The organism is Leuconostoc aquikimchii (genome assembly GCF_040838325.1).
Lineage (GTDB): Bacteria > Bacillota > Bacilli > Lactobacillales > Lactobacillaceae > Leuconostoc > Leuconostoc aquikimchii.
This window is the reverse complement of sequence record NZ_JBFPER010000001.1, coordinates 760,204-779,564: the sequence shown is the minus strand read 5'-3', so window position 1 is coordinate 779,564 and position 19,361 is coordinate 760,204. Positions and strand designations below refer to the sequence as shown.

At 38.0% G+C, this 19,361-nt stretch carries 19 protein-coding genes, 1 pseudogene and 2 other annotated features; of the genes and pseudogenes, 5 read left to right on the top strand and 15 right to left on the bottom strand.

Features of this window, described 5'->3' with window-relative positions:
* Positions 1 to 24: 24 nt before the first annotated feature.
* On the bottom strand, positions 25 to 2,436 hold the full coding sequence (gene leuS / locus AB3K24_RS03965; protein WP_367973903.1) for a leucine--tRNA ligase: 2,412 nt from the start codon (positions 2,434 to 2,436) through the stop codon (positions 25 to 27).
* A gap of 359 nt (positions 2,437 to 2,795) precedes the next feature.
* Here leuS and AB3K24_RS03960 point away from each other — a divergent pair, with 359 nt between their 5' ends.
* Genes AB3K24_RS03960 through AB3K24_RS03950 form a run of 3 tightly spaced genes read left to right on the top strand, consistent with a single transcriptional unit; the run spans position 2,796 to position 4,761 of the window.
* Positions 2,796 to 3,425, top strand: a complete 630-nt coding sequence (locus AB3K24_RS03960; protein WP_367973902.1) for a phosphatase PAP2 family protein — start codon at positions 2,796 to 2,798, stop codon at positions 3,423 to 3,425.
* Positions 3,422 to 3,943, top strand: a complete 522-nt coding sequence (locus AB3K24_RS03955; protein ID WP_367973901.1) for an SAM-dependent methyltransferase — start codon at positions 3,422 to 3,424, stop codon at positions 3,941 to 3,943. The genes AB3K24_RS03960 and AB3K24_RS03955 overlap by 4 nt, the downstream gene beginning before the upstream one ends.
* Before the next feature lie 11 nt (positions 3,944 to 3,954).
* A complete protein-coding gene (locus AB3K24_RS03950) occupies positions 3,955 to 4,761 on the top strand; it encodes a peptidylprolyl isomerase (RefSeq protein ID WP_367973900.1) in 807 nt (268 codons plus the stop codon).
* Between the two features lie 93 nt (positions 4,762 to 4,854).
* Here AB3K24_RS03950 and AB3K24_RS03945 read toward each other — a convergent pair whose 3' ends face one another.
* From AB3K24_RS03945 to AB3K24_RS03935, 3 genes are all read right to left on the bottom strand, one after another.
* Entirely contained in the window at positions 4,855 to 5,295 is a 441-nt protein-coding gene (locus tag AB3K24_RS03945; protein ID WP_367975567.1) for a universal stress protein, read from the bottom strand.
* 114 nt (positions 5,296 to 5,409) lie between these two features.
* The gene (rpiA, locus tag AB3K24_RS03940; RefSeq protein ID WP_367973899.1) at positions 5,410 to 6,105 is read right to left on the bottom strand and encodes a ribose-5-phosphate isomerase RpiA; all 696 of its coding nucleotides are present in this window, start codon (positions 6,103 to 6,105) and stop codon (positions 5,410 to 5,412) included.
* 4 nt (positions 6,106 to 6,109) lie between these two features.
* Positions 6,110 to 6,844, bottom strand: a complete 735-nt coding sequence (locus AB3K24_RS03935; RefSeq protein ID WP_367973898.1) for an amino acid ABC transporter ATP-binding protein — start codon at positions 6,842 to 6,844, stop codon at positions 6,110 to 6,112.
* Between the two features lie 136 nt (positions 6,845 to 6,980).
* Between AB3K24_RS03935 and AB3K24_RS03930 the strand changes: the two genes are divergently transcribed.
* Entirely contained in the window at positions 6,981 to 7,121 is a 141-nt protein-coding gene (locus tag AB3K24_RS03930; RefSeq protein ID WP_367973897.1) for a hypothetical protein, read from the top strand.
* Between the two features lie 100 nt (positions 7,122 to 7,221).
* On the opposite strand, the gene tuf is transcribed toward AB3K24_RS03930, so the two are convergent.
* The 3 genes from tuf to AB3K24_RS03915 form a co-directional block, all read right to left on the bottom strand.
* A complete protein-coding gene (tuf, locus tag AB3K24_RS03925) occupies positions 7,222 to 8,409 on the bottom strand; it encodes an elongation factor Tu (protein WP_367973896.1) in 1,188 nt (395 codons plus the stop codon).
* 165 nt (positions 8,410 to 8,574) lie between these two features.
* A complete protein-coding gene (locus AB3K24_RS03920) occupies positions 8,575 to 9,504 on the bottom strand; it encodes a type I restriction endonuclease subunit R (protein ID WP_367973895.1) in 930 nt (309 codons plus the stop codon).
* A 94-nt stretch (positions 9,505 to 9,598) separates the two neighbouring features.
* Positions 9,599 to 11,407 carry a ribonuclease J gene (locus AB3K24_RS03915; protein WP_367973894.1) on the bottom strand — a complete coding sequence of 603 codons (1,809 nt, stop codon included), beginning with the start codon at positions 11,405 to 11,407 and terminating at the stop codon, positions 9,599 to 9,601.
* 259 nt (positions 11,408 to 11,666) lie between these two features.
* On the opposite strand from AB3K24_RS03915, the gene AB3K24_RS03910 reads away from it, so the two are divergent.
* Positions 11,667 to 12,266 (top strand): hypothetical protein, encoded by a 600-nt coding sequence (locus AB3K24_RS03910; protein ID WP_409339989.1) that lies wholly within the window; start codon positions 11,667 to 11,669, stop codon positions 12,264 to 12,266.
* Positions 12,267 to 12,372: 106 nt separating this feature from the next.
* Here the strand turns inward: AB3K24_RS03910 and rplT are convergent, their stop codons facing one another.
* From rplT to larD, 8 genes and pseudogenes are all read right to left on the bottom strand, one after another.
* On the bottom strand, positions 12,373 to 12,792 hold the full coding sequence (rplT, locus tag AB3K24_RS03905) for a 50S ribosomal protein L20 (protein WP_367973892.1): 420 nt from the start codon (positions 12,790 to 12,792) through the stop codon (positions 12,373 to 12,375).
* A gap of 83 nt (positions 12,793 to 12,875) precedes the next feature.
* A complete protein-coding gene (gene rpmI / locus AB3K24_RS03900; protein WP_004900365.1) occupies positions 12,876 to 13,073 on the bottom strand; it encodes a 50S ribosomal protein L35 in 198 nt (65 codons plus the stop codon).
* 65 nt (positions 13,074 to 13,138) lie between these two features.
* Positions 13,139 to 13,678 carry a translation initiation factor IF-3 gene (gene infC / locus AB3K24_RS03895; RefSeq protein ID WP_409201758.1) on the bottom strand — a complete coding sequence of 180 codons (540 nt, stop codon included), beginning with the start codon at positions 13,676 to 13,678 and terminating at the stop codon, positions 13,139 to 13,141.
* A gap of 12 nt (positions 13,679 to 13,690) precedes the next feature.
* Positions 13,691 to 13,815: a sequence feature (ribosomal protein L20 leader region), on the bottom strand.
* Between the two features lie 33 nt (positions 13,816 to 13,848).
* Positions 13,849 to 14,484 (bottom strand): annotated as a pseudogene (locus AB3K24_RS03890) (DUF1361 domain-containing protein).
* An 83-nt stretch (positions 14,485 to 14,567) separates the two neighbouring features.
* Complete coding sequence (locus AB3K24_RS03885; RefSeq protein WP_367973891.1) at positions 14,568 to 15,941, bottom strand: amino acid permease; 1,374 nt, start codon at positions 15,939 to 15,941, stop codon at positions 14,568 to 14,570.
* 92 nt (positions 15,942 to 16,033) lie between these two features.
* The gene (gene thrS / locus AB3K24_RS03880; RefSeq protein WP_367973890.1) at positions 16,034 to 17,998 is read right to left on the bottom strand and encodes a threonine--tRNA ligase; all 1,965 of its coding nucleotides are present in this window, start codon (positions 17,996 to 17,998) and stop codon (positions 16,034 to 16,036) included.
* Positions 17,999 to 18,096: 98 nt separating this feature from the next.
* Positions 18,097 to 18,306 (bottom strand) — a binding site (T-box leader).
* Between the two features lie 37 nt (positions 18,307 to 18,343).
* Complete coding sequence (locus tag AB3K24_RS03875; protein ID WP_367973889.1) at positions 18,344 to 18,466, bottom strand: hypothetical protein; 123 nt, start codon at positions 18,464 to 18,466, stop codon at positions 18,344 to 18,346.
* An 86-nt stretch (positions 18,467 to 18,552) separates the two neighbouring features.
* Positions 18,553 to 19,272: a D/L-lactic acid transporter LarD gene (gene larD, locus AB3K24_RS03870; RefSeq protein WP_367973888.1), complete on the bottom strand. Its 720-nt coding sequence runs from the start codon at positions 19,270 to 19,272 to the stop codon at positions 18,553 to 18,555.
* Between the last annotated feature and the right edge of the window lie 89 nt (positions 19,273 to 19,361).

Below are 19,361 nucleotides of genomic sequence, written 5' to 3'. Positions count from 1 at the left end.
CTTTAACTCTTCATCATGATTAATCTACCCAACGACAATATTGACAAATTTACCAGGTATCGCAATAACCTTACGAATTGTTTTCCCTGACATAAAGTTTTGAACATTATCATCTAATTTTGCAGCAGCTATCATACTATCTTGATCAATGTCACGTGCTACTGTTGCCTTACCGCGCACTTTTCCATTAACTTGAAATATGATTTCGACAGTGTCATCCACCAGTTGTTTCTGATCATATACTGGCCAAGTTACATACGATAGTGATGCTTTATTACCCAATAGTACCCATAATTCCTCCGCCAAATGTGGTGCAAAAGGTGCTAATAGCTGGACAAAGCCTTTCATGTAAACTATTGGCAACGCATCAGCTTTATAGGCATCATTAATAAATACCATCATTTGAGAAATGGCCGTATTGAAATGCATGTTTTCCAAATCATCGGTCACTTTTTTGACCGTTTGATGATAAATTTTATCTAAATCTCCAGGATTATAGGTCGTTACATGATCACGGACTTGTCCTTCATCATCAATGAGCAGACGCCAAACACGGTCTAGCCAACGTCTTGACCCAGTAATACCTTCTTCTGACCACGGCTTGCTTTGTGTTAAAGGTCCCATGAACATTTCGTAAACACGCAGTGTGTCTGCACCAAACGCCGCAACAATATCATCAGGATTAACCACATTGCCTTTTGATTTTGACATTTTTTCGTGATTTGATCCCAAAATCATCCCTTGGTTGACCAATTTTTGAAAGGGTTCTTTGGTTGGTACAACGCCCAAATCATATAAGAATTTGTGCCAAAAACGTGCGTACAATAAGTGTAACACAGCGTGTTCTGCGCCGCCAACGTACAGGTCGACATTCATCCAGTATTTCAACTTATCTAAATCTGCTATTTTTTCTGTATTATGTGGATCAATATAACGCAAGAAATACCAAGAGGAGCCGGCCCATTGTGGCATCGTATTTGTTTCACGACGTCCTTTCACACCATCTGCACGTGTGACTTCAAGCCAGTCAGTTAAATTAGCTAATGGCGACTCGCCACTACCAGATGGTCTCAATTCTGTTGCATGTGGTAATAACAGTGGTAACTCATCTTCAGGAACCAAAGTTGTTGTGCCATCTTCCCAATGTACCACCGGAATAGGTTCACCCCAATAACGTTGCCGAGAAAATATCCAATCTCGTAATCGGAAATTAGTTTGGGCATGTCCAGAATGATGCGTTTCAAGCCACGTAATGGTTTTATTAATAGCCGTTGATTTATCTAACCCATCCAAAAAATCAGAATTGATATGCAGCCCATCACCTGTATACGGCTTTTTTGTCACATCGCCACCTGCAATGACTGGTTTAATCTCTAGGTCAAATTTTTGAGCAAATTCAAAGTCTCGGTCATCATGTGCAGGGACGGCCATAATTGCTCCTGTACCATATGAGGCCAAAACATAATCAGCAATCCATATAGGCAGCTTTTCGCCATTAACAGGATTTACACCATAGGCACCAGTAAAGACACCCGTTTTATTTTTATTTAAATCAGTACGTTCTAGGTCTGATTTAGCAGAAATAATGGCACGATAATCACTAATGACTTGTTTTTGTTGCGCTGTGACAATTTCATCAACTAATGTGTGTTCAGGAGCCAAAACCATATAAGATGCACCAAACAACGTATCAGGACGTGTTGTATAGACTTCAATTTGCTTATCTGAACCTGCAACATTAAAGAACACCGCTGCACCCTTTGAACGGCCAATCCAGTGACGTTGCTGTTCTTTAATTGCTTCTGGCCAATCTAAATCATCCAAATCATCAACTAAACGATCAGCATAAGCCGTAATCTTAAGAACCCATTGGCGCAGTGCCTTACGTTCAACCTTGTTGCCAGAACGTTCTGATTTACCATCAATGACTTCTTCATTTGCCAAAACAACACGATCAATAGGATCCCAATTGACCATCATATTTGATTCGTAGGCCAAGTCTTTTTCATATAATTTTTCAAAAATCCATTGCGTCCACTTATAATATTCTGGATCAGTCGTATTTATTTCACGATTCCAATCATATGATAAACCAAGTGATTTAATTTGTTCACGAAAATGATCTACGTTTTGACTTGTGAAATCAGCTGGGTTATGACCAGTTTTCATTGCATATTGCTCAGCTGGCAAACCAAATGCATCCCATCCCATAGGATGCAAAACGTTAAAACCATTCGCACGTTTAAAACGACTCATTATATCAGTTGCAGTGTATCCTTCAGGGTGTCCAACATGTAGTCCCTGCCCTGATGGGTATGGAAACATATCCATGGCGTAATATTTTGGCTTGCTTGTATCATCAGTTGTTGCAAAAGTTTGATTCGCATCCCAATATTTTTGCCATTTTTGTTCAATTCGTTGATGTTCGTATGGCATATCATTTTTAATGCAGTCAATGTCTAGTATAACTACTACAACATCGTTGCATTTCCTCCTATTTTATTTTTGACTTAACAATTAAAAAATCCCCCCTGTGTCACACTAAAAAGTGCAACACAGGGCGAATTATCGCGGTACCACCTATGTTCACGTATCACTACGTCTCAAATATCTTAACGCGACAACACGTTGAAAACTACTATTATTTCACTTTCAAAAAATCTGACTGAGTTCTACCTGTTGATTGATAAACTTTCAATGCCGTTTATTTTCTGATGCCTCGCGAAAGTATACTATTGTCAAATATAATGCTCTAATTATATCACGTTTCCTTGAAATCGGGTATACTATATATTATGATTATTAAACCTAAACTTCAATTTTTTTCTGCCATAATAGCCTTTAGCCTATTTATTGGCCTATTAATAGGCGTCGTGTCTCAGGCTCAGTGGCTGAACAATTTAAATTTGGCGGGACAACAACTGATTCAGCATCGTTCTATTTTTGCAGATGCCTTTTTTACAACTATCACGCACCTTGGCAGTGTGATAGTGACATCAACATTAACATTGCTACTATCACTAGTTTTTATTGTCCGGCGACAGTTTCGTTTATTGCGCTTTTTACTTGTCAACGTCGTGCTCTTTGCTGGCGTTATAACACAACTTGTCAAATACCTTGTTCGCAATCCCCGGCCAATGCCACAGTTGATTTCTGAAAACGGCTACAGTTTTCCATCCGGTCATACAATGATAGCCATTCTGTTATATGGCACCTTGATTATTATCATACAGGCTCATTTACAAAAACAGTTGTTAAAACAGCTCGCAACTTCTATATGTTTCGCTTTGATTATTATTATTCCAATAAGTCGCATTTACGTTAATGTCCACTACCCTAGTGATATTCTAGCTGGATTAACACTAGGTTATAGTCTACTTATTATGTCACAAAATATATTTCACATTGGCGGTCAACACGCATGATTCCAACAACACAAACACTAGTTCACCAATTAATCGAACAGACAGTCCACGTTGGCGACACTGTCATCGATGCGACCACAGCCAATGGTATCAACACGCGATTTTTGGCAACACGCGTTGGCACAACAGGTCATGTACTCAGTTACACAGCCACTAAAGACAATGCCAATGCAACTGCAGCATCACTATTCATGAGCGGTCTTTCAGATCGTGTAACCTTACTCGGAAAAACCATTGATTCTCATTTTGTCACAGAACTAGGCGCTCAAAGGCAAGCCAGTATGGCTATATTTGACTACTCAAGTGACGCACAAAATAACAACGATATTTCGGAAAATTATCTTGAACAAGTTGACCGCATTTTGCCCCGCTTAACCCATGGTGGGCTGCTAATTATCAAATTTAATAGCATGCCAATTGGTTTGGAAGATTACATGCACAATTTAATACGTGCAGATTTTAAGCAAGCAACTTATATAACAGATACCATTCAGGCTCATTTCATTACACGCATATAAAGGATAAGAACATGAATAAAGAAAAACACTACATTATACTCGCAGCTATGGGCACGATATTACTTGCCTTAACTATTGGTATTTTAATCATGACGACACCACATCAAACCGCCGATAGCTCGGATGCAACAACATCGACTAACACTGATGCATCATCGTCATCACAAACTAAAAAAGATCCTAACTTAGATAAAGTTACTTTGCCGCAATTAGACAATAAAGTTGCCACGAATGAAAGTGAAATAAACATGACAACCACAGCTGGTGACATAACTTTAAAGTTATTTAATCACTACGCACCCTTGGCAGTAGAAAACTTTCTAACACATGCTAAAAATGGCTATTACAATCATACATCGTTTCATCGTGTCATCGCAGGCTTTATGATTCAGGGTGGCGATCCGAAGGGCGATGGCACAGGTGGTACCTCCATTTGGCATGGTCGAAACAAACGTATTGATAGTGGCAATGGTTTTAAAAATGAAATCAGCCCATCTCTATACAACATTCGTGGGGCTTTGACTATGGCAAACGCAGGTCCTGATACAAACGGCTCGCAGTTTTTCATTAACCAAAACTCAAAAAATGCAACTCAGGACTTTGATAAAAATAAATATCCCTCTAAAATAGTTGACGCTTATAAAAAAGGTGGTAATCCATCACTTGATGGCAGTTACACCGTATTCGGTCAAGTTATTACAGGTATGGACATTGTAGATAAAATTGCTTCAGCTCAAGTTAAATCAGGTGGTGAAGGTTCTACCCCCGTTAAGCCAATTAGAATCACACGTATCACAATTTTAAAACAGGCCAACTAATTATTCTTATTCAAAAAGCCAGGAAATTTTACATAAAATTTCCTGGCTTTTTGTTGTAAAATGATGTCGTTATACATTTCACAAAATAAGTATTTATTTTTTTTTTGCCGTACGCATAATAAGAACATCAGTCGTCGCCGTGTGTGTGACAAATGACGGTATCGTACCAGCCATCGCACGTTGCAAACGACTCAATCCCGTTTCCCCAACCACAATTAAATCATTTTTGTGATCCCTTGGAAAATCACGTGCAATTACCTGCTTAGGTGTCCCAAATCGCACGTGAACATCTGTGTTCGCGTGCCCAATCAGCTTAGCATAATCATACGCCTTGTTAATTGCTACTTCGGCATCTTGTTCCATCTGATAAACAATATCGGCGTTCATGATAACAGTGCCAAAGTATCCGCCACTTGTATCTACCACAATCAAAATATCTATATGTGCCTCAGGCGCAAACTCATGTACTTTTTTGATGAGCAGGTTTGACACTTCTGATCCATCAACTGCTACTAAAATGTTATTGTATGCCATCATTAATTATTATGCTACGCATCATTGCGCGACATGCTCCTTCACATTTATTCTTACAAGTTCATTATACCGCTTCTAACTTTATAATGTAAGCGCTTTTACATTTACAGTCATTTATTTCTGTAAATGACTTCGTAACAACCGCTCAACACCCGTAGCAGTGCCAATAATTATTTCATCCACCACATCTAAAAATAAACCATGCTCTACGATACCAATTTGTCCATCTAAATAACGTTCCAACTCATAGGGTTGATCAATCGATTTCAAAGATAAATCAATAATATAATGCCCCATATCTGTCACCACAAGTTCGTCATTACTTTTCCGCCACGTCGGATGTAATTGATGCTTAGTTAATTCGGCCATTAATTTACCACTACCAAAAGGTACAACTTCCACCGGTAATGGCACCATACCTAATTTGACATGCACTTTTTGACTATCAACGATCCAAACGATTCGTTTCGAATTTTTTGCAACAATTTTTTCCATTAAAAACGCAGCGCCACCACCCTTAATACCATTCATATGCGCATCAATTTCATCTGCCCCATCAATAGTCAAATCGATCATTGGTGCATCATCAATATCGATTATTTTAATGCCAAGGTCTTGCGCGCTTTTGGCGGTTTTAAATGAAGTCGTCACACCTACAATCTGTAAATTTTCTCGTTGCACACGTTTCGCAAGTGCCTTCAGAAAATAATCAACAGTTGATCCGGTTCCTAATCCAACTGTCATACCATTTTTAATGAGCATCGCTGCAGCATTAGCCGCATGTTGTTTTTCTAAATTAATATTCGTCATACTCTTATAATATCTTTTGTAAAAATTCTTTAGCACGTGTTGTTTTAGGTGTTTCGAAAAACACTTCAGGTGCTGCAATTTCTTGAATCCCACCATCTGCCATAAACCAAATAGTGTCAGCAACTTCTCGTGCAAACCCCATTTCATGTGTCACCACTAACATTGTCATACCATTCTCTGCTAATTGTTTCATAACGTTTAGTACCTCACCAACCATTTCTGGATCGAGTGCACTAGTTGGTTCATCGAATAGTAATACATCAGGCGACATTGCCAAAGCTCTTGCAATCGCGACACGTTGTTGTTGTCCACCAGACAAACTGGCCGGATAAACAGTTTGTTTTTCAGCTAAGCCAACCTGCATTAACAACTTTTTTGCCAACTGTGTCGCTTCTTCATCGGATAAGTGTTTAACCTTCATCGGTGCCAACTTAATGTTTTCAATAACAGTTAGGTTAGGAAACAAATTGAAACTTTGAAATACCATACCGATTTTTTCGCGTAAGATATCCAACTCTTTTTCAGCCAAATTAGTTAACTCGTTGCCTTCAAATACTACTTGGCCACTCGTTGGTGCTTCCAGTAAATTAATTGCTCGTAAAAAAGTAGATTTACCAGCACCAGATGGTCCCAAAATTGCAATTACTTCGCCTTGCTTGACCTGAGTATTGACATTATCAAAAACGATTTTGTCACCATATTGCTTTTTTAAATTAGTTACTGTTAATAATTCAGTCATCTTGTCACTCCCTTTTTATACCTATCTATAAGTATACATGATAATATATGATATGCACATATTATGCAAATAATTATGAATATTTGCATATTTTCGCATATAAAATACGTTATACTAACTAAAATGGAGGTATGTAATGGCAAAAATTATTAATCAGGAAGAACAACTAGCGAATTCATTCGATGATATGATTTCGTTACCACTCGAGGACACTGCTGAGGAAGCACGCGCAGCTGCACTAGGCCGTGAGTCAAAGGTCAATGCAGACAAGAAATAAAATTAACGCATGATTTCTTATGTCATGCGTTTTTTAATTTTAAAAATTAAAGCAAAAAAAAAACGCCGAAGCGTATTTTTTAAAATCATAAAAATATTAATTAATCTTCAATTTCTGTTACTGTACCGGCACCAACAGTATGGCCACCTTCACGAACAGTAAACTTCAAACCTTGTTCGATAGCGACTGGTGAGATCAATTCGATTTCGAATGTCACTTGATCACCAGGCATAACCATTTCTACACCTGCTGGTAATTCAACAACACCAGTAACATCAGTTGTATGGAAAAAGAATTGTGGACGGTAGTTTGTAAAGAATGGTGTATGACGTCCGCCTTCTTCCTTAGAAAGAACATAGACTTCAGCCTTAAACTTCTTGTGTGTCTTAATTGAACCTGGTTGTGCCAAAACTTGACCACGTTCGATGTCAGTACGATCAACACCACGAAGCAATGCACCAATGTTATCACCAGCTTGAGCTTCTTCCAAAGTCTTACGGAACATTTCAATACCTGTAACAGTAGTCTTTTGAACTTGTTCTTTCAAACCAACAATTTCAATTTCAGTTCCAGTAGTCAATACACCACGGTCAACACGACCAGAAGCAACTGTACCACGACCAGTAATCGTAAAGACATCTTCAATAGGCATCAAGAATGGCTTATCAATTTCACGCTTTGGTTCTGGAATATATGAATCAACTGTATCCATTAATTCTTCGATAACCTTAACTTGTTCAGGGTCACCTTCAAGAGCTTTCAAAGCTGATCCCTTAAGTACAGGAATATCATCGCCTGGGAAGTCATATTCTGACAACAATTCACGAACTTCCATTTCAACCAATTCGATCAATTCTTCATCGTCGACCAAATCTGTTTTGTTCAAGAATACAACCAAGTAATCAACACCAACTTGACGTGCCAACAAAATATGTTCACGTGTTTGTGGCATAGGACCATCAGTTGCCGCAACAACTAAGATAGCACCATCCATTTGTGCTGCACCAGTAATCATGTTTTTAACATAATCGGCGTGACCAGGGGCGTCGATATGAGCATAATGACGTGCTTCTGTTTCATATTCGATATGCGAAGTGTTGATCGTGATTCCACGTTCTTTTTCTTCAGGGGCATTATCGATTTCAGCAAAATCAGTCGCCACGATACCTTGCTTTTCAGCCAATACCTTTGAGATTGCGGCTGTTAAAGTCGTCTTTCCGTGATCGACGTGTCCAATAGTACCGATGTTAACGTGGGGCTTAGTGCGAACGTAAGTTTCCTTAGCCAATGTAGTTTCCTCCAAAAATTCATTTACCAGTAATCTGGAAAATGTTTATAAATATATTTTACAACGCAAGCCATCAAAAGACAACAGTTAATTGCGTTTTTCCGGCTATTGAAGCCAAAAATTATTATACCGAGTTATTAAGAAAATGTAAACAGTTTTTAAAAATTAATTTTCAAAAAAGTTTTGAGTCAGTATCCTAACTTTTTCATGCCATTTCTTTTGCGTAACTGTTTCAGTCGTGTTTTGGTGTTCATAATACCGATCTATGCTTGCCTCTACCCAACCTTCTGGATCTAGCACAACCTCCTCTACACGTGGGTAAAGCAGCGTTAATTCAAAACGCACTTGCTGAGCAAGCATATCCATAGCAATGGGATCATCATTTCCTAATTTTTCATCAAGAAAGTCAGCAATATCTTCAAAAATTTTAGAATTTGTAAGTAATGGCAATTCGCTTAATTTAATTGTGTATAATTCATCATCTAGCCACCGATACTCTATATTTTCAGATACACGTAATTTTTGTAAATCTTCAAGTAACGTTGCGCGAATGATTGGCGTGGCATAAGGATCTACCAACAAATACTTTGCACCAATTATAAATTGTGATACCGGTAAATGTCTTGCAGATTCATAACGATCACGCTGTTCAATGATACTATAATCACTGAGATGATAAAATTGTCGCGAAATTGTTTGAAATGTCGTTGCCATTGTTTCAACGGCTTTCACCTCAGCATCACGTATTTCTTGAGATACCTTTTGTTGTATATCTAAATCATCCCATAACATTGCCAATTGTTGCGCATAAACAAAACTTTGATTTTGAATGGCCAGCGCGACAATCATACGAAAGTTGCTTTCTTCTTCAAGATAGTTTAACAAAAAATCATCTGCATATGATGATGCCAATTGGTACTGTTCATCCATAAATAAGGCGGTTACTAAGCGATAGTTGACTTCGAACGTAGACAAAGAGTCATATACTTCTGTCAAAGTTTCTGCTGCATCATGCCAATTTTCTTGTTTCATTTCAGTATGGGCACGATCAATCATACTTTTTAATTTTGGTGAGAGCTGGTTTTCTTGGGTCATAAAATAAGTATGCCTTTGCATGTTATGATCAAAGACGCATTTCCTTTCTAGATTCTCATGAATAATCTGGATTTTTAGTGTCTTCTAGTAACGACTAATTGACAGAATTTACTGTGGTCTTATTATTTTGATTTTTAGGCTGCTTAACAGGGCTGTTTTGTTTATTTTCTATTTTGGCCACTTGTTGATTGCGTTGTTGCCCTGGCTTATGAGCTGCCGGACGGCGATTCTGGTTAACTTCCATTACAACTGGCATAACCATTGGACGACGGCGAGTTTGTTCAAATAGATAGCGTGACAGTACTTCTCGCACGCCATTTTTCAGCTCACTCCAATCAAAACTCTTAGTGGTGCTGAGGTAATTTTCAATTTGCTTAACAGTTAATTCAGAGGCTTCTTTCATCAAATCACGATTTGCCTTAACGTAAACAAATCCTCGTGATGTGAGCTTAGGTTTAGAAACAACTTGTCTTTTTTTACGGTCAATCGTCACAACAGAAACAAAAATGCCATCTTCTGATAAAATACGACGATCACGTAAAACAACATTGCCAATATCGCCAATTCCTGCCCCATCAATTAATGTTTCACCAATTGAAAAGGAATCTTGCAATTCAAAACGATCGCCTAACCATTTAAATTGATCCCCTTTCATTGCCATCATAATATGATCTTCAGCAATATTAACTTCTTGGGCTGCAGCTTTAGCAGTTGTCATTACCCGATATTCGCCCTGAACAGGCATAAAGTATTTAGGTTTTAACACATTAAGCATAATTTGTAAGTCATTACGTGAGGCATGGCCACTTGAACGCAAATCACTACTGATTTGTTTAACATCTGCGCCTTGCTTAAACAACATGTCTCGTGTCTTTGCTACAACACTTTCCATAGCTGTTGAGGGTGTCGTTGTAATAAACACCAAATCATCTTCACCAATACGGACATAAGGGTCCTCACCATTAGCCATACGATTTAAATGTTTGATTGGTTCGCCCATACGACCTGTTTCCAGAATAACAGCCTCTGCCGCTGGCAAATTTTTAGCATTTTTAAGATTGACAAACAATTTGTTTTCCGGTATCGGTAAATTCAATTTACGCAAACGAATTGCAGTTCGAACAACGTTTTCAATATCATTGCCCGATAAAACTAATTGTCGTTTGGTTGCCACAGTGGCATTAATTACCTGTTGAATACGTTGCACATTTGATGCAACTGCAGCTACTATGATACGTTTTTGCTTATTTTCTCGGAATGTTTCAAGTATATAGTCATTAATTTTAGATTCATTGACAGAATCTGACTCGCTACCCGTGCCGGCTGCATCCGCTAATAATGCTAACACCTTCCCTTTTCCAACTTCAACTAAACGCGCAATATCTGTACTATAATAAGATTCTGCTGTCTGATCAAATTTAAAATCACCAGTATAAACAATTTGGCCATATGGCGTTGCCAGAACAATACCCAATGATTCTGGTATAGAATGTGTTGTATTAAAAAACGAAACTGTTACGTGTCCAAAATCAATTTCTGTTTTATCATTAACAACATGATAATCGTCATAATCTTTTAATGCATCTTGCTCTTTGATAGCCAGTTTTGCCAATTCAATTGTCATCTCAGAACCAAATATAGGTGCTTGTACTTGTTGTAAGAAGTATGGTAGTGCCCCAATTGCATCTGCATGGCCGTGTGTCAAAAATACACCGGCAATCTTATCATTATTTTTAATAAAATATTCGAAATCAGGTACGACCACATCAACCCCAAGTTGATCGGTTTCTGGATACTTTAAGCCAGCATCAAAAATAAAAATTTCATCATCTACTGTGATTGCATACATGTTTTTACCATTTTCGCGTACACCGCCAAATGGAATAATACTTAAATCTGTCATAATTCTTTCCTCTATAAATAGACTTACTTTATAAGTCATTATTTTTCGTAAATATAACAAGTGGACACTGCTGGTTTCTAAAACGCTGAGGTTATCCTATTTTTTGTCTCGATACGTAATTATATCTATTTTAACATACTTTTTAGTTTTTCTGGTATCATATTGTTAGGAAAGGAATATGTGGATACCGTTTATCTACATTTAATTTATCATGCAACGTAAACCGTTTAAAAAATCGCACAAATTACGCAACATGCTTATGGTACTTTTGGCTTTTGTTATTGTGCTGATTATTATTTTTAGTTTTTTTGGTCGCAGTGATCAAAAAACTGCTAAAAATAATGTTTCTGAATCAACCACAATTAAAAAAACTAAGAGTCACAAAAAGTCAACATCAACCGTTGCTGAAACTAGTCCATCTGAATTACCGGCAAGTGAATCAACTTCTGTTGCTCAAGTACCTGTAACAGCTAGTTCTGCGGCGTCTTCAGCTATTAGTGTTGTCACCAATGATGCAACGCAAACACCCATTAGCGACAACACGACTGCTGAAAGTAGCGTTGCTAATTCAGAAGACGCAAACATAGGACAAGCTTCTTCAAGCACTACCAAATCAACCCCTGCCTCATTTGGCAATTGGTCTGTAGCAACCTATGACTCAGTTGCGATTGGTTCTGCCACGTATGATCAAGTACGTGCGGCTTATGGCCCCCCAACTTATCTCACAGCAAGTGATCAAGCTTACGCCACTTGGCAAAGCACAAGCGGTGCCAAAGTGTCAATTATCTTCACACCAACAGGAAATAAAGACAATCTCAGTCTTGTTGCAAGCAGTAAATCGCAATCTGGCCTACAATAATAAGAAAACCGGTGATTGAACGTCAATTACCGGTTTTCTTATTATATCAATACTAAAAGTTCCGAAAATCTGTTTAAGATTTTCGGAACTTTTAGTATTGATAATATTAACGATCAACCTTAACAGTTGTTTCCAACGTTGCGGCTACACGTTCTTGTACCAAAACGTTATCAGCTGCTAACGCAGTTTTTGCTTGATCTGCTAATTTTGAAAATGTATCAAAATCAGTCACAGCAATATCAGCTAACATTTTACGGTTCAATTCAACACCCGCAAGTGTCAAACCATGCATCAACTTAGAGTATGACAAACCATTCATACGGGCTGCTGCGTTAATACGAGCAATCCATAACTTACGGAAGTTACGCTTTGTGTTTTTGCGATCACGGTATGCATACAAATATGATTTCCATACTTGTTGCTTAGCAACTTTGAAATTAATACGACGTTGGCCACGGTAACCCTTGGCTAACTTAACCATCTTCTTACGACGTGCGCGTGAAACTGTACCACCCTTAACTCGCATGGGTAATTCCTCCTAGAATTCTAAAAAATAAATTACTGGATTTGACATCCAAAATATAGATAGATGAACTATCGCAACGCGAATTAGATGTTTGACAGCATCTTTGCGTATGTTTTAACAGTTGTTGAATCCATCATGCGTGTACCACGCAATTGACGACGTTGCTTCTTTGTCTTACCGTGGAAACGGTGTGAAGTATAGGCTGAAGCTGACTTCAAACCACCGTTGGCTGTCTTCTTAAAGCGCTTTGCTGATGCGCGGTGTGTCTTCATCTTTGGCATGTGACTCATTCTCCTACTGTGTGATTTTTTTGTTTAAACTTGCAATTAAGCAACTAAACCTTTAATTACTTGGCATCTCTAGGTGCTAAGACCAAAAACATCTGGCGACCGTCCATCTTGGCACGTTGCTCAACCTTGGCAATGTCGTTAAGCTCTGTGGCCATACGGTCTAATACTTGACGTCCAATGTCTTGGTGTGTAATCATGCGACCACGAAAACGCAAATTCAACTTTACCTTGTTCCCTTGTCCAAGGAACTTGATAGCAGCTTTTTTACGTGTTTCGAAATCACCCGAATCAATCACCGGTGACATACGAACTTCTTTAACTTGAACGATTTTTTGGTTTTTGCGTTGTTCTTTTTGTTTCTTTTGTGCTTCGAACTTGGCTTTTCCCCAATCCATGATTTTGGCCACTGGTGGTTCAGCGTTAGCTTGTACCAGTACCAAATCTTGGTTTGAATCGTTAGCAATTTGTTGTGCGTCTCGCGTAGACATTTCTGTTTGCTTACCCTCATGAATAAGCAGTACGCGAGATGCGCGAATATTATCGTTGATTAAATCAACTTGTCTTGGTTGACGTGCTATTGTCAGGCACCTCCAAATTTATTTTGTGAATCAAGAAGAAAAGTGGATAAAGAACTTAATCTTCACCCACTTCAACACTTGCAATCCATTCGGATAACTGTATCTGCCAAGCAATTTTATCACTTGGCGAGAAGCGGGTGCTTCTACTTGTTCAACATATATAATATTACCGCATTATTTTATAACTGTCAAGCTTGTGTATCACTTATTTTAATCAATCGCAAACCATAATGATAAATAACCAGTATTGCAAATTATGCCCCTGAAAACAATATCACAAAGGTTATCATATGATAACCTACCGAAGATAAAACGTTGTCAACTACAGTACTAAACTGCGTAAAAACATCCCATGAATTCAGTCGCATATATCGGCCAAGATAAATACCAAATGCAGATACCACTGATACAACTGCTGTCACACTAAAGTAAACCACATGCACATGTTGTTTAAAAATTGCATGCGTAACGATTTCTAAACTCAAAATTCCAAGGCCAACACCGATAAAAATACCCGTTGCTAATACCGCATAATTAAAGTATTGTGTCGCTTGATTCAAGTTTGTACCAATAGCATATAGATGGATAAAGTCTGTCATCATATACATCGTATTTGGGAAAAATAACAACCATAATACAAGAAAAACAGACTTAATCATTTTAAAATGTGTCGTTGCCACAATCACTGCAAAATCAAAAGGCAGTAACGATAGAAAAACATTCCAGTTTAAAAATGTAAAATGTGTGGGTGTTACATAAACAAACACAAAAAATAAAAAAACCATGACATGGACAATTGTTATATTTAAAACTTTATCACGCATATATTATTCCCCTTTGGCAATATTTATAGTGTATCATATCAAATAAAAACTGTTCAATCTTTTAAATTGAACAGTCACTGGTGTTACCGTATTGCTGTTTTTGGTTGTCGCCATGAAATCACGCCAAACACGACTAACCAAATCGTGGAACCAATAGCCGGTATACGCGACTCTGGATTGAAAAATAACGTAATAAATACAAAGCTAAAGAATATTATCGCAAGTGGTACTAGTGTTTTAGGTGCAATAACCAAAAAGCCATCTTGCATATAATCATTGGATTTACGGTAATTCATATAGGCTATTAACGTTAAGACATAAATCATCAAAAATAAGTCCGTTGAGGCACTTGTCACAAAGCTGAATGCATTCGTAATAGCCGGTATAACAGAAATGACTGCCGAAAAGGCTATCATCAAAGATGTAAATAAGACTGCATTAATTGGTAATTGCGTTTTAGACATTTTCCTAAATGGTTGTAAAAAACGCGCTTTTGATTGAAATGCTAACGCATAAAAATTACGACTTGCACTAAATAATACTGAATTCAATGCCGAAGCAGCACTTGTTAAAACAACAAAGTTAACCACTGCTGCCGCCCATTTAATCCCCACTAATTGAAAAACCATAACAAAGGGACTTTGATCAGCAGGAATTTTTTGCCAAGGATAAATTGTCATAATAATAAACAATGCGCCTAAGTAGAAAAATAATATACGCCAAGGTATTTGATTAATGGCTTTCGGCAACACATCACGCGGATTATCTGTTTCTGCCGCTGTCATCCCTATAAATTCCATACCGACAAAGGCAAACATAACCATTTGAAAAGCATTAATAAAATTACCAAACCCATTTGGGAAAAAGGCAAAATGATTAAAAACATTGCTAAATGCTACATCACCCACAGGTGTTTTAAAGCCCGTTAATGCCATCATGATACCTGTAACAATCAAAGCTAAGATAGCAATGATTTTAATCATTGAAAACCAAAATTCTGTTTCACCATATAATGCCACAGCAACTAAATTAACACATGTCAGTATAATCAACATAGTGATTTGAATCAGCCAGCCAGGTAACCCTGGCAACCAATATTGCACATATTTTGCCACTGCTGTTAATTCTGCCATACCCATAAACACGACGGTCAGCCAATACGACCATCGAGCAAAAAAGCCTGCGCGATTGCCGATATACCTCGTAATAAACGTGATAAACGTATGTTGCTTTGGATCAGCGTATAACAATTCACCAATTGCGCGCATCATGACAAACATGAACAAACCAACAATCAGGTATACCAATAAAATAACCGGTCCAGCATAATGAATTGAATTACCAGCACCCATGAAGAGTCCTGTCCCAATCGTGCCGCCAATAGCAATTAATTGCACATGACGATTCTGTAAACCATGTTTTGGCGGTTTATTACCGTCTTCCGTTGTTTCTGCCATAAAAATATTTATCCCCCTGTTTCAAACACGTACATCAGTCCGTATGTACAAAACATCTAACAAATGATTAATTAGATGTTTCATTAAGTTAATTAGTTTACTTCTGCTGTGCGAGAATACCGTGCAACATCTGCTAAAATAGCCAATTGAAAATCATTAAATGACATCGTTTCTGTCTTTTCTTCACCATATTGACGTACCGTGACAGTCTGACCATCAACTTCTGAATCACCTAATACTAACGTATATGGCACCTTATTCTTTTGTGCTTCACGAATCAAGTAACCCATCTTCGCTTCTTTTGTTTCTACGTTAGCACGCAACCCAGCAGCTTGCAATTTCTTCTGAATACTAGCAGCATACTCACCATGTGCACCAAGGTTAACTGGAATGATTTGCACTTGTAATGGTGCCAACCAGGTTGGAAAAGCACCCTTGTACATTTCAATCAAGTACGCCGTGAAACGTTCCATTGTCCCGACAATGCCTCGATGTAACATGACTGGCCGATGATTATCTTGCCCATCTGCACCAATATATGTCAAATCAAAACGTTCAGGTAGCAAAAAGTCTAGCTGAATTGTTGACATCGTTTCTTCATTACCCAAAGCTGTTTTCGTCTGCACATCCAGTTTTGGACCATAGAAAGCAGCTTCACCCTCAGCTTCGTAATAGTCCAATTCAAGATCATCCATTGCACGTTTGAGCTGCGCTTGTGACTTTTCCCACATTTCATCATCATCAAAATACTTTTCGGTATTTTTAGGATCACGATATGATAATCGGAAACGATAATCAGTAATATCAAAATCACGATAAACGGACATCATCATTGTTAGAATTGACTTAAATTCTTCTTCCAACTTCTCTGGTTCAACGAATGTATGGCCATCATTCAACGTCATTTCACGGACACGTGACAAGCCAGTTAAGGCGCCCGACTTTTCATAACGATGCATCATGCCAAGTTCAGCAATACGAATTGGTAATTCACGATACGACCGTGGCTTGTGCTTAAAGACCATGATATGTGACGGACAGTTCATAGGACGTAACTCTAAGAATTCGCCATCTCCCATATCCATTGGTGGGAACATATCTTCACGATAGTGATCCCAATGACCTGATGTTTTATATAAATTCAAATTAGATAATACAGGCGTGTAGACATGTTGATAGCCATTTTCTAATTCTTTGTCTATAATATAACGTTCAACTTGACGACGGATGGTTGCCCCATTTGGCAACCATACTGGCAAACCTGAACCAACTTCTTGGCTCGTGAAGAACAAATCTAAATCACGACCAATTGTACGATGATCACGTTCTTTCGCTTCATCACGCCGCTTAATTTCTGCATCAACCTCAGCTTGCTTCCATTCAGCAATACCATAAATACGTTGCATCATTGGATTTGATGATTTACCACGCCAATAAGCACCAGCAACGGATGTCAACTTGAAATGTTTAATCCAACCAGTTGATGGCACTAAACCACCTTTATCTAACTCAATATGGTCGCCTTGAATTGCTATTGTTATCTTTTCATCAACAGGTAAATCCGTGATTAATTCTATCTTATACGGATCATCTGCAAACATATCTAACGCTTCTTCACGTGTAATTTGGCGTGAAACGATTGGCAAATCTTCTTTGACAATCTTATGCATCATAGTTTCAATTTCAGAAAAATCTTCTACTGAAACTTGGTTCCCTGCGCCATTGTCTGTATCATAATAAAAACCATTATCAATGAATGGCCCTACGCCGAAATGCATATTTGCAAATTTCGGTATCCGCTTCAAGGCCTGTGCCAAAAGATGCGAAGCTGAGTGGCGCAATAATGATAACGCTTCAGAATCACTTGTCGTAATTAACTGAAAATCACCAGATTCTGGGATAATATCGTTTATGCCAACATATTGATCATTTAATTTAGCAGATACTGACTTTTTAGCTAAAGATTTTGAGATGCTTTCAGCGACCTCGATTGGTTTTGTTCCTTCGGGAAAGGCTTTTACTGCCCCATCTGGAAATGTAAGTTTAAGTTCTGACATATTGCTATTCCTTTCAAATTTTGTGCCATTTTTATAGGTTTGAGTTAACAAACGTTGCGTTGATAAAAACAAAAACGTCCCTTTAAGTCTATGCGACTTAAAGGGACGTTTCACCGTGGTACCACCCAAGTTTAACATGCTAACGCATGTTACTTAAATGACAATTAACGGTGTCACCCGGAGGTTTTTCATTACTTACTAAGCCCTCACTCAAAGGTAGTCTCTCATGCACAAATCACCCATTTTCACCAAACATGGGCTCTCTTTATCATTTGTTACACTTAAGTTGTCCTTATCAACGTTACTGAAAATAATTTTAACACTGTTTATGTTTTTACGCAACAGTTACTTTGGCATAGCCATTAATAATACTGTCTTTAGTGCTTCCTTGGCAAGAGCATCATGATCTAAAATACCACTGTCAAATGCCAATTTTAATGCATCATATTGTTCTTGTGTCAGTCCCATAATTTTTTCCTTTTGTAAATGTCATAATTTTATTATAGACTAGCAATTAGAAATTACAAGTCAGTTTTACAAAATAAAAAATATCATTAGAGACCCAAATAGTATTTTGAAAACAATGCTGCACCTATTGCGCCTACAAAAGGTGCAATACCGGGGATAAGCAAGCCATATTGAAAATCAGAGGTGGCACGATTTTTCCAAGGCAAAATTGTATAGGCTAACCGAGGGCCCATGTCTCGAGCCAAATTCATAGCAAACCCCGTCGTGCCACCCATGCCCATACCAACTGCCCATACCAAAAATCCAACTGATAATGGTACCATGCCAGGCACATTTTCAGCGCGCGCTGAGATTGCCATAATACTCGTTAAAAATACAAACGTCGCAAAGGCTTCAACAAAAAAGTTACGCGGTAAATTACGAATTGCCGGTGCTGTTGAAAAAATATTACGCACGATAACAGGATCGATATCTTTTTCTGATAACTTAAATTGATCAGCGTACATCACATAAACAATCAAGGCACCAGCAATACCGCCAAGTACTTCGACAATACTAACTATGAGAAAATATATTAAACTAATTTTTCCAAGCACAAGTTGTGCCATAGCCATAGCCGGATTGATAAAAACATCCCCAAATATAAATAAAACAATTGAAATACCAAACCCCCAGGTCGTAATAGCAAAAATATGCCCTGAACCGTGGTACTTCGTTCGGTTCAAAACTTCATCGGCGTGAACGCCAACACCAAAAATAATCATTAGAGCAGTGCCCATAAATTCGGCCAACAACTGGTGTACCATTTGTAATCTCCTAAGCGGTCGCAAATCTATCAAGAAGTCGCGGTTTTTACTTTTTATTTCTATTCTTTATAGTAAGGCCATAAACCTGT

What these genes read in the sequence shown, in the direction of transcription:
- AB3K24_RS03945 (WP_367975567.1), bottom strand. Translation starts at nt 5,295, where the DNA reads ATGGCATACAATAACATTTTAGTAGCAGTTGATGGATCAGAAGTGTCA.
- thrS (WP_367973890.1), bottom strand. Translation starts at nt 17,998, where the DNA reads ATGTCAGAACTTAAACTTACATTTCCAGATGGGGCAGTAAAAGCCTTT.
- AB3K24_RS03910 (WP_409339989.1), top strand. Translation starts at nt 11,667, where the DNA reads ATGGTACTTTTGGCTTTTGTTATTGTGCTGATTATTATTTTTAGTTTT.
- AB3K24_RS03950 (WP_367973900.1), top strand. Translation starts at nt 3,955, where the DNA reads ATGAATAAAGAAAAACACTACATTATACTCGCAGCTATGGGCACGATA.
- leuS (WP_367973903.1), bottom strand. Translation starts at nt 2,436, where the DNA reads ATGCCATACGAACATCAACGAATTGAACAAAAATGGCAAAAATATTGG.
- AB3K24_RS03885 (WP_367973891.1), bottom strand. Translation starts at nt 15,941, where the DNA reads ATGGCAGAAACAACGGAAGACGGTAATAAACCGCCAAAACATGGTTTA.
- AB3K24_RS03875 (WP_367973889.1), bottom strand. Translation starts at nt 18,466, where the DNA reads ATGGGACTGACACAAGAACAATATGATGCATTAAAATTGGCATTTGAC.
- AB3K24_RS03920 (WP_367973895.1), bottom strand. Translation starts at nt 9,504, where the DNA reads ATGACCCAAGAAAACCAGCTCTCACCAAAATTAAAAAGTATGATTGAT.
- rplT (WP_367973892.1), bottom strand. Translation starts at nt 12,792, where the DNA reads ATGCGAGTTAAGGGTGGTACAGTTTCACGCGCACGTCGTAAGAAGATG.
- larD (WP_367973888.1), bottom strand. Translation starts at nt 19,272, where the DNA reads ATGGTACACCAGTTGTTGGCCGAATTTATGGGCACTGCTCTAATGATT.
- AB3K24_RS03930 (WP_367973897.1), top strand. Translation starts at nt 6,981, where the DNA reads ATGGCAAAAATTATTAATCAGGAAGAACAACTAGCGAATTCATTCGAT.
- AB3K24_RS03935 (WP_367973898.1), bottom strand. Translation starts at nt 6,844, where the DNA reads ATGACTGAATTATTAACAGTAACTAATTTAAAAAAGCAATATGGTGAC.
- AB3K24_RS03955 (WP_367973901.1), top strand. Translation starts at nt 3,422, where the DNA reads ATGATTCCAACAACACAAACACTAGTTCACCAATTAATCGAACAGACA.
- AB3K24_RS03960 (WP_367973902.1), top strand. Translation starts at nt 2,796, where the DNA reads ATGATTATTAAACCTAAACTTCAATTTTTTTCTGCCATAATAGCCTTT.
- rpiA (WP_367973899.1), bottom strand. Translation starts at nt 6,105, where the DNA reads ATGACGAATATTAATTTAGAAAAACAACATGCGGCTAATGCTGCAGCG.
- rpmI (WP_004900365.1), bottom strand. Translation starts at nt 13,073, where the DNA reads ATGCCAAAGATGAAGACACACCGCGCATCAGCAAAGCGCTTTAAGAAG.
- AB3K24_RS03915 (WP_367973894.1), bottom strand. Translation starts at nt 11,407, where the DNA reads ATGACAGATTTAAGTATTATTCCATTTGGCGGTGTACGCGAAAATGGT.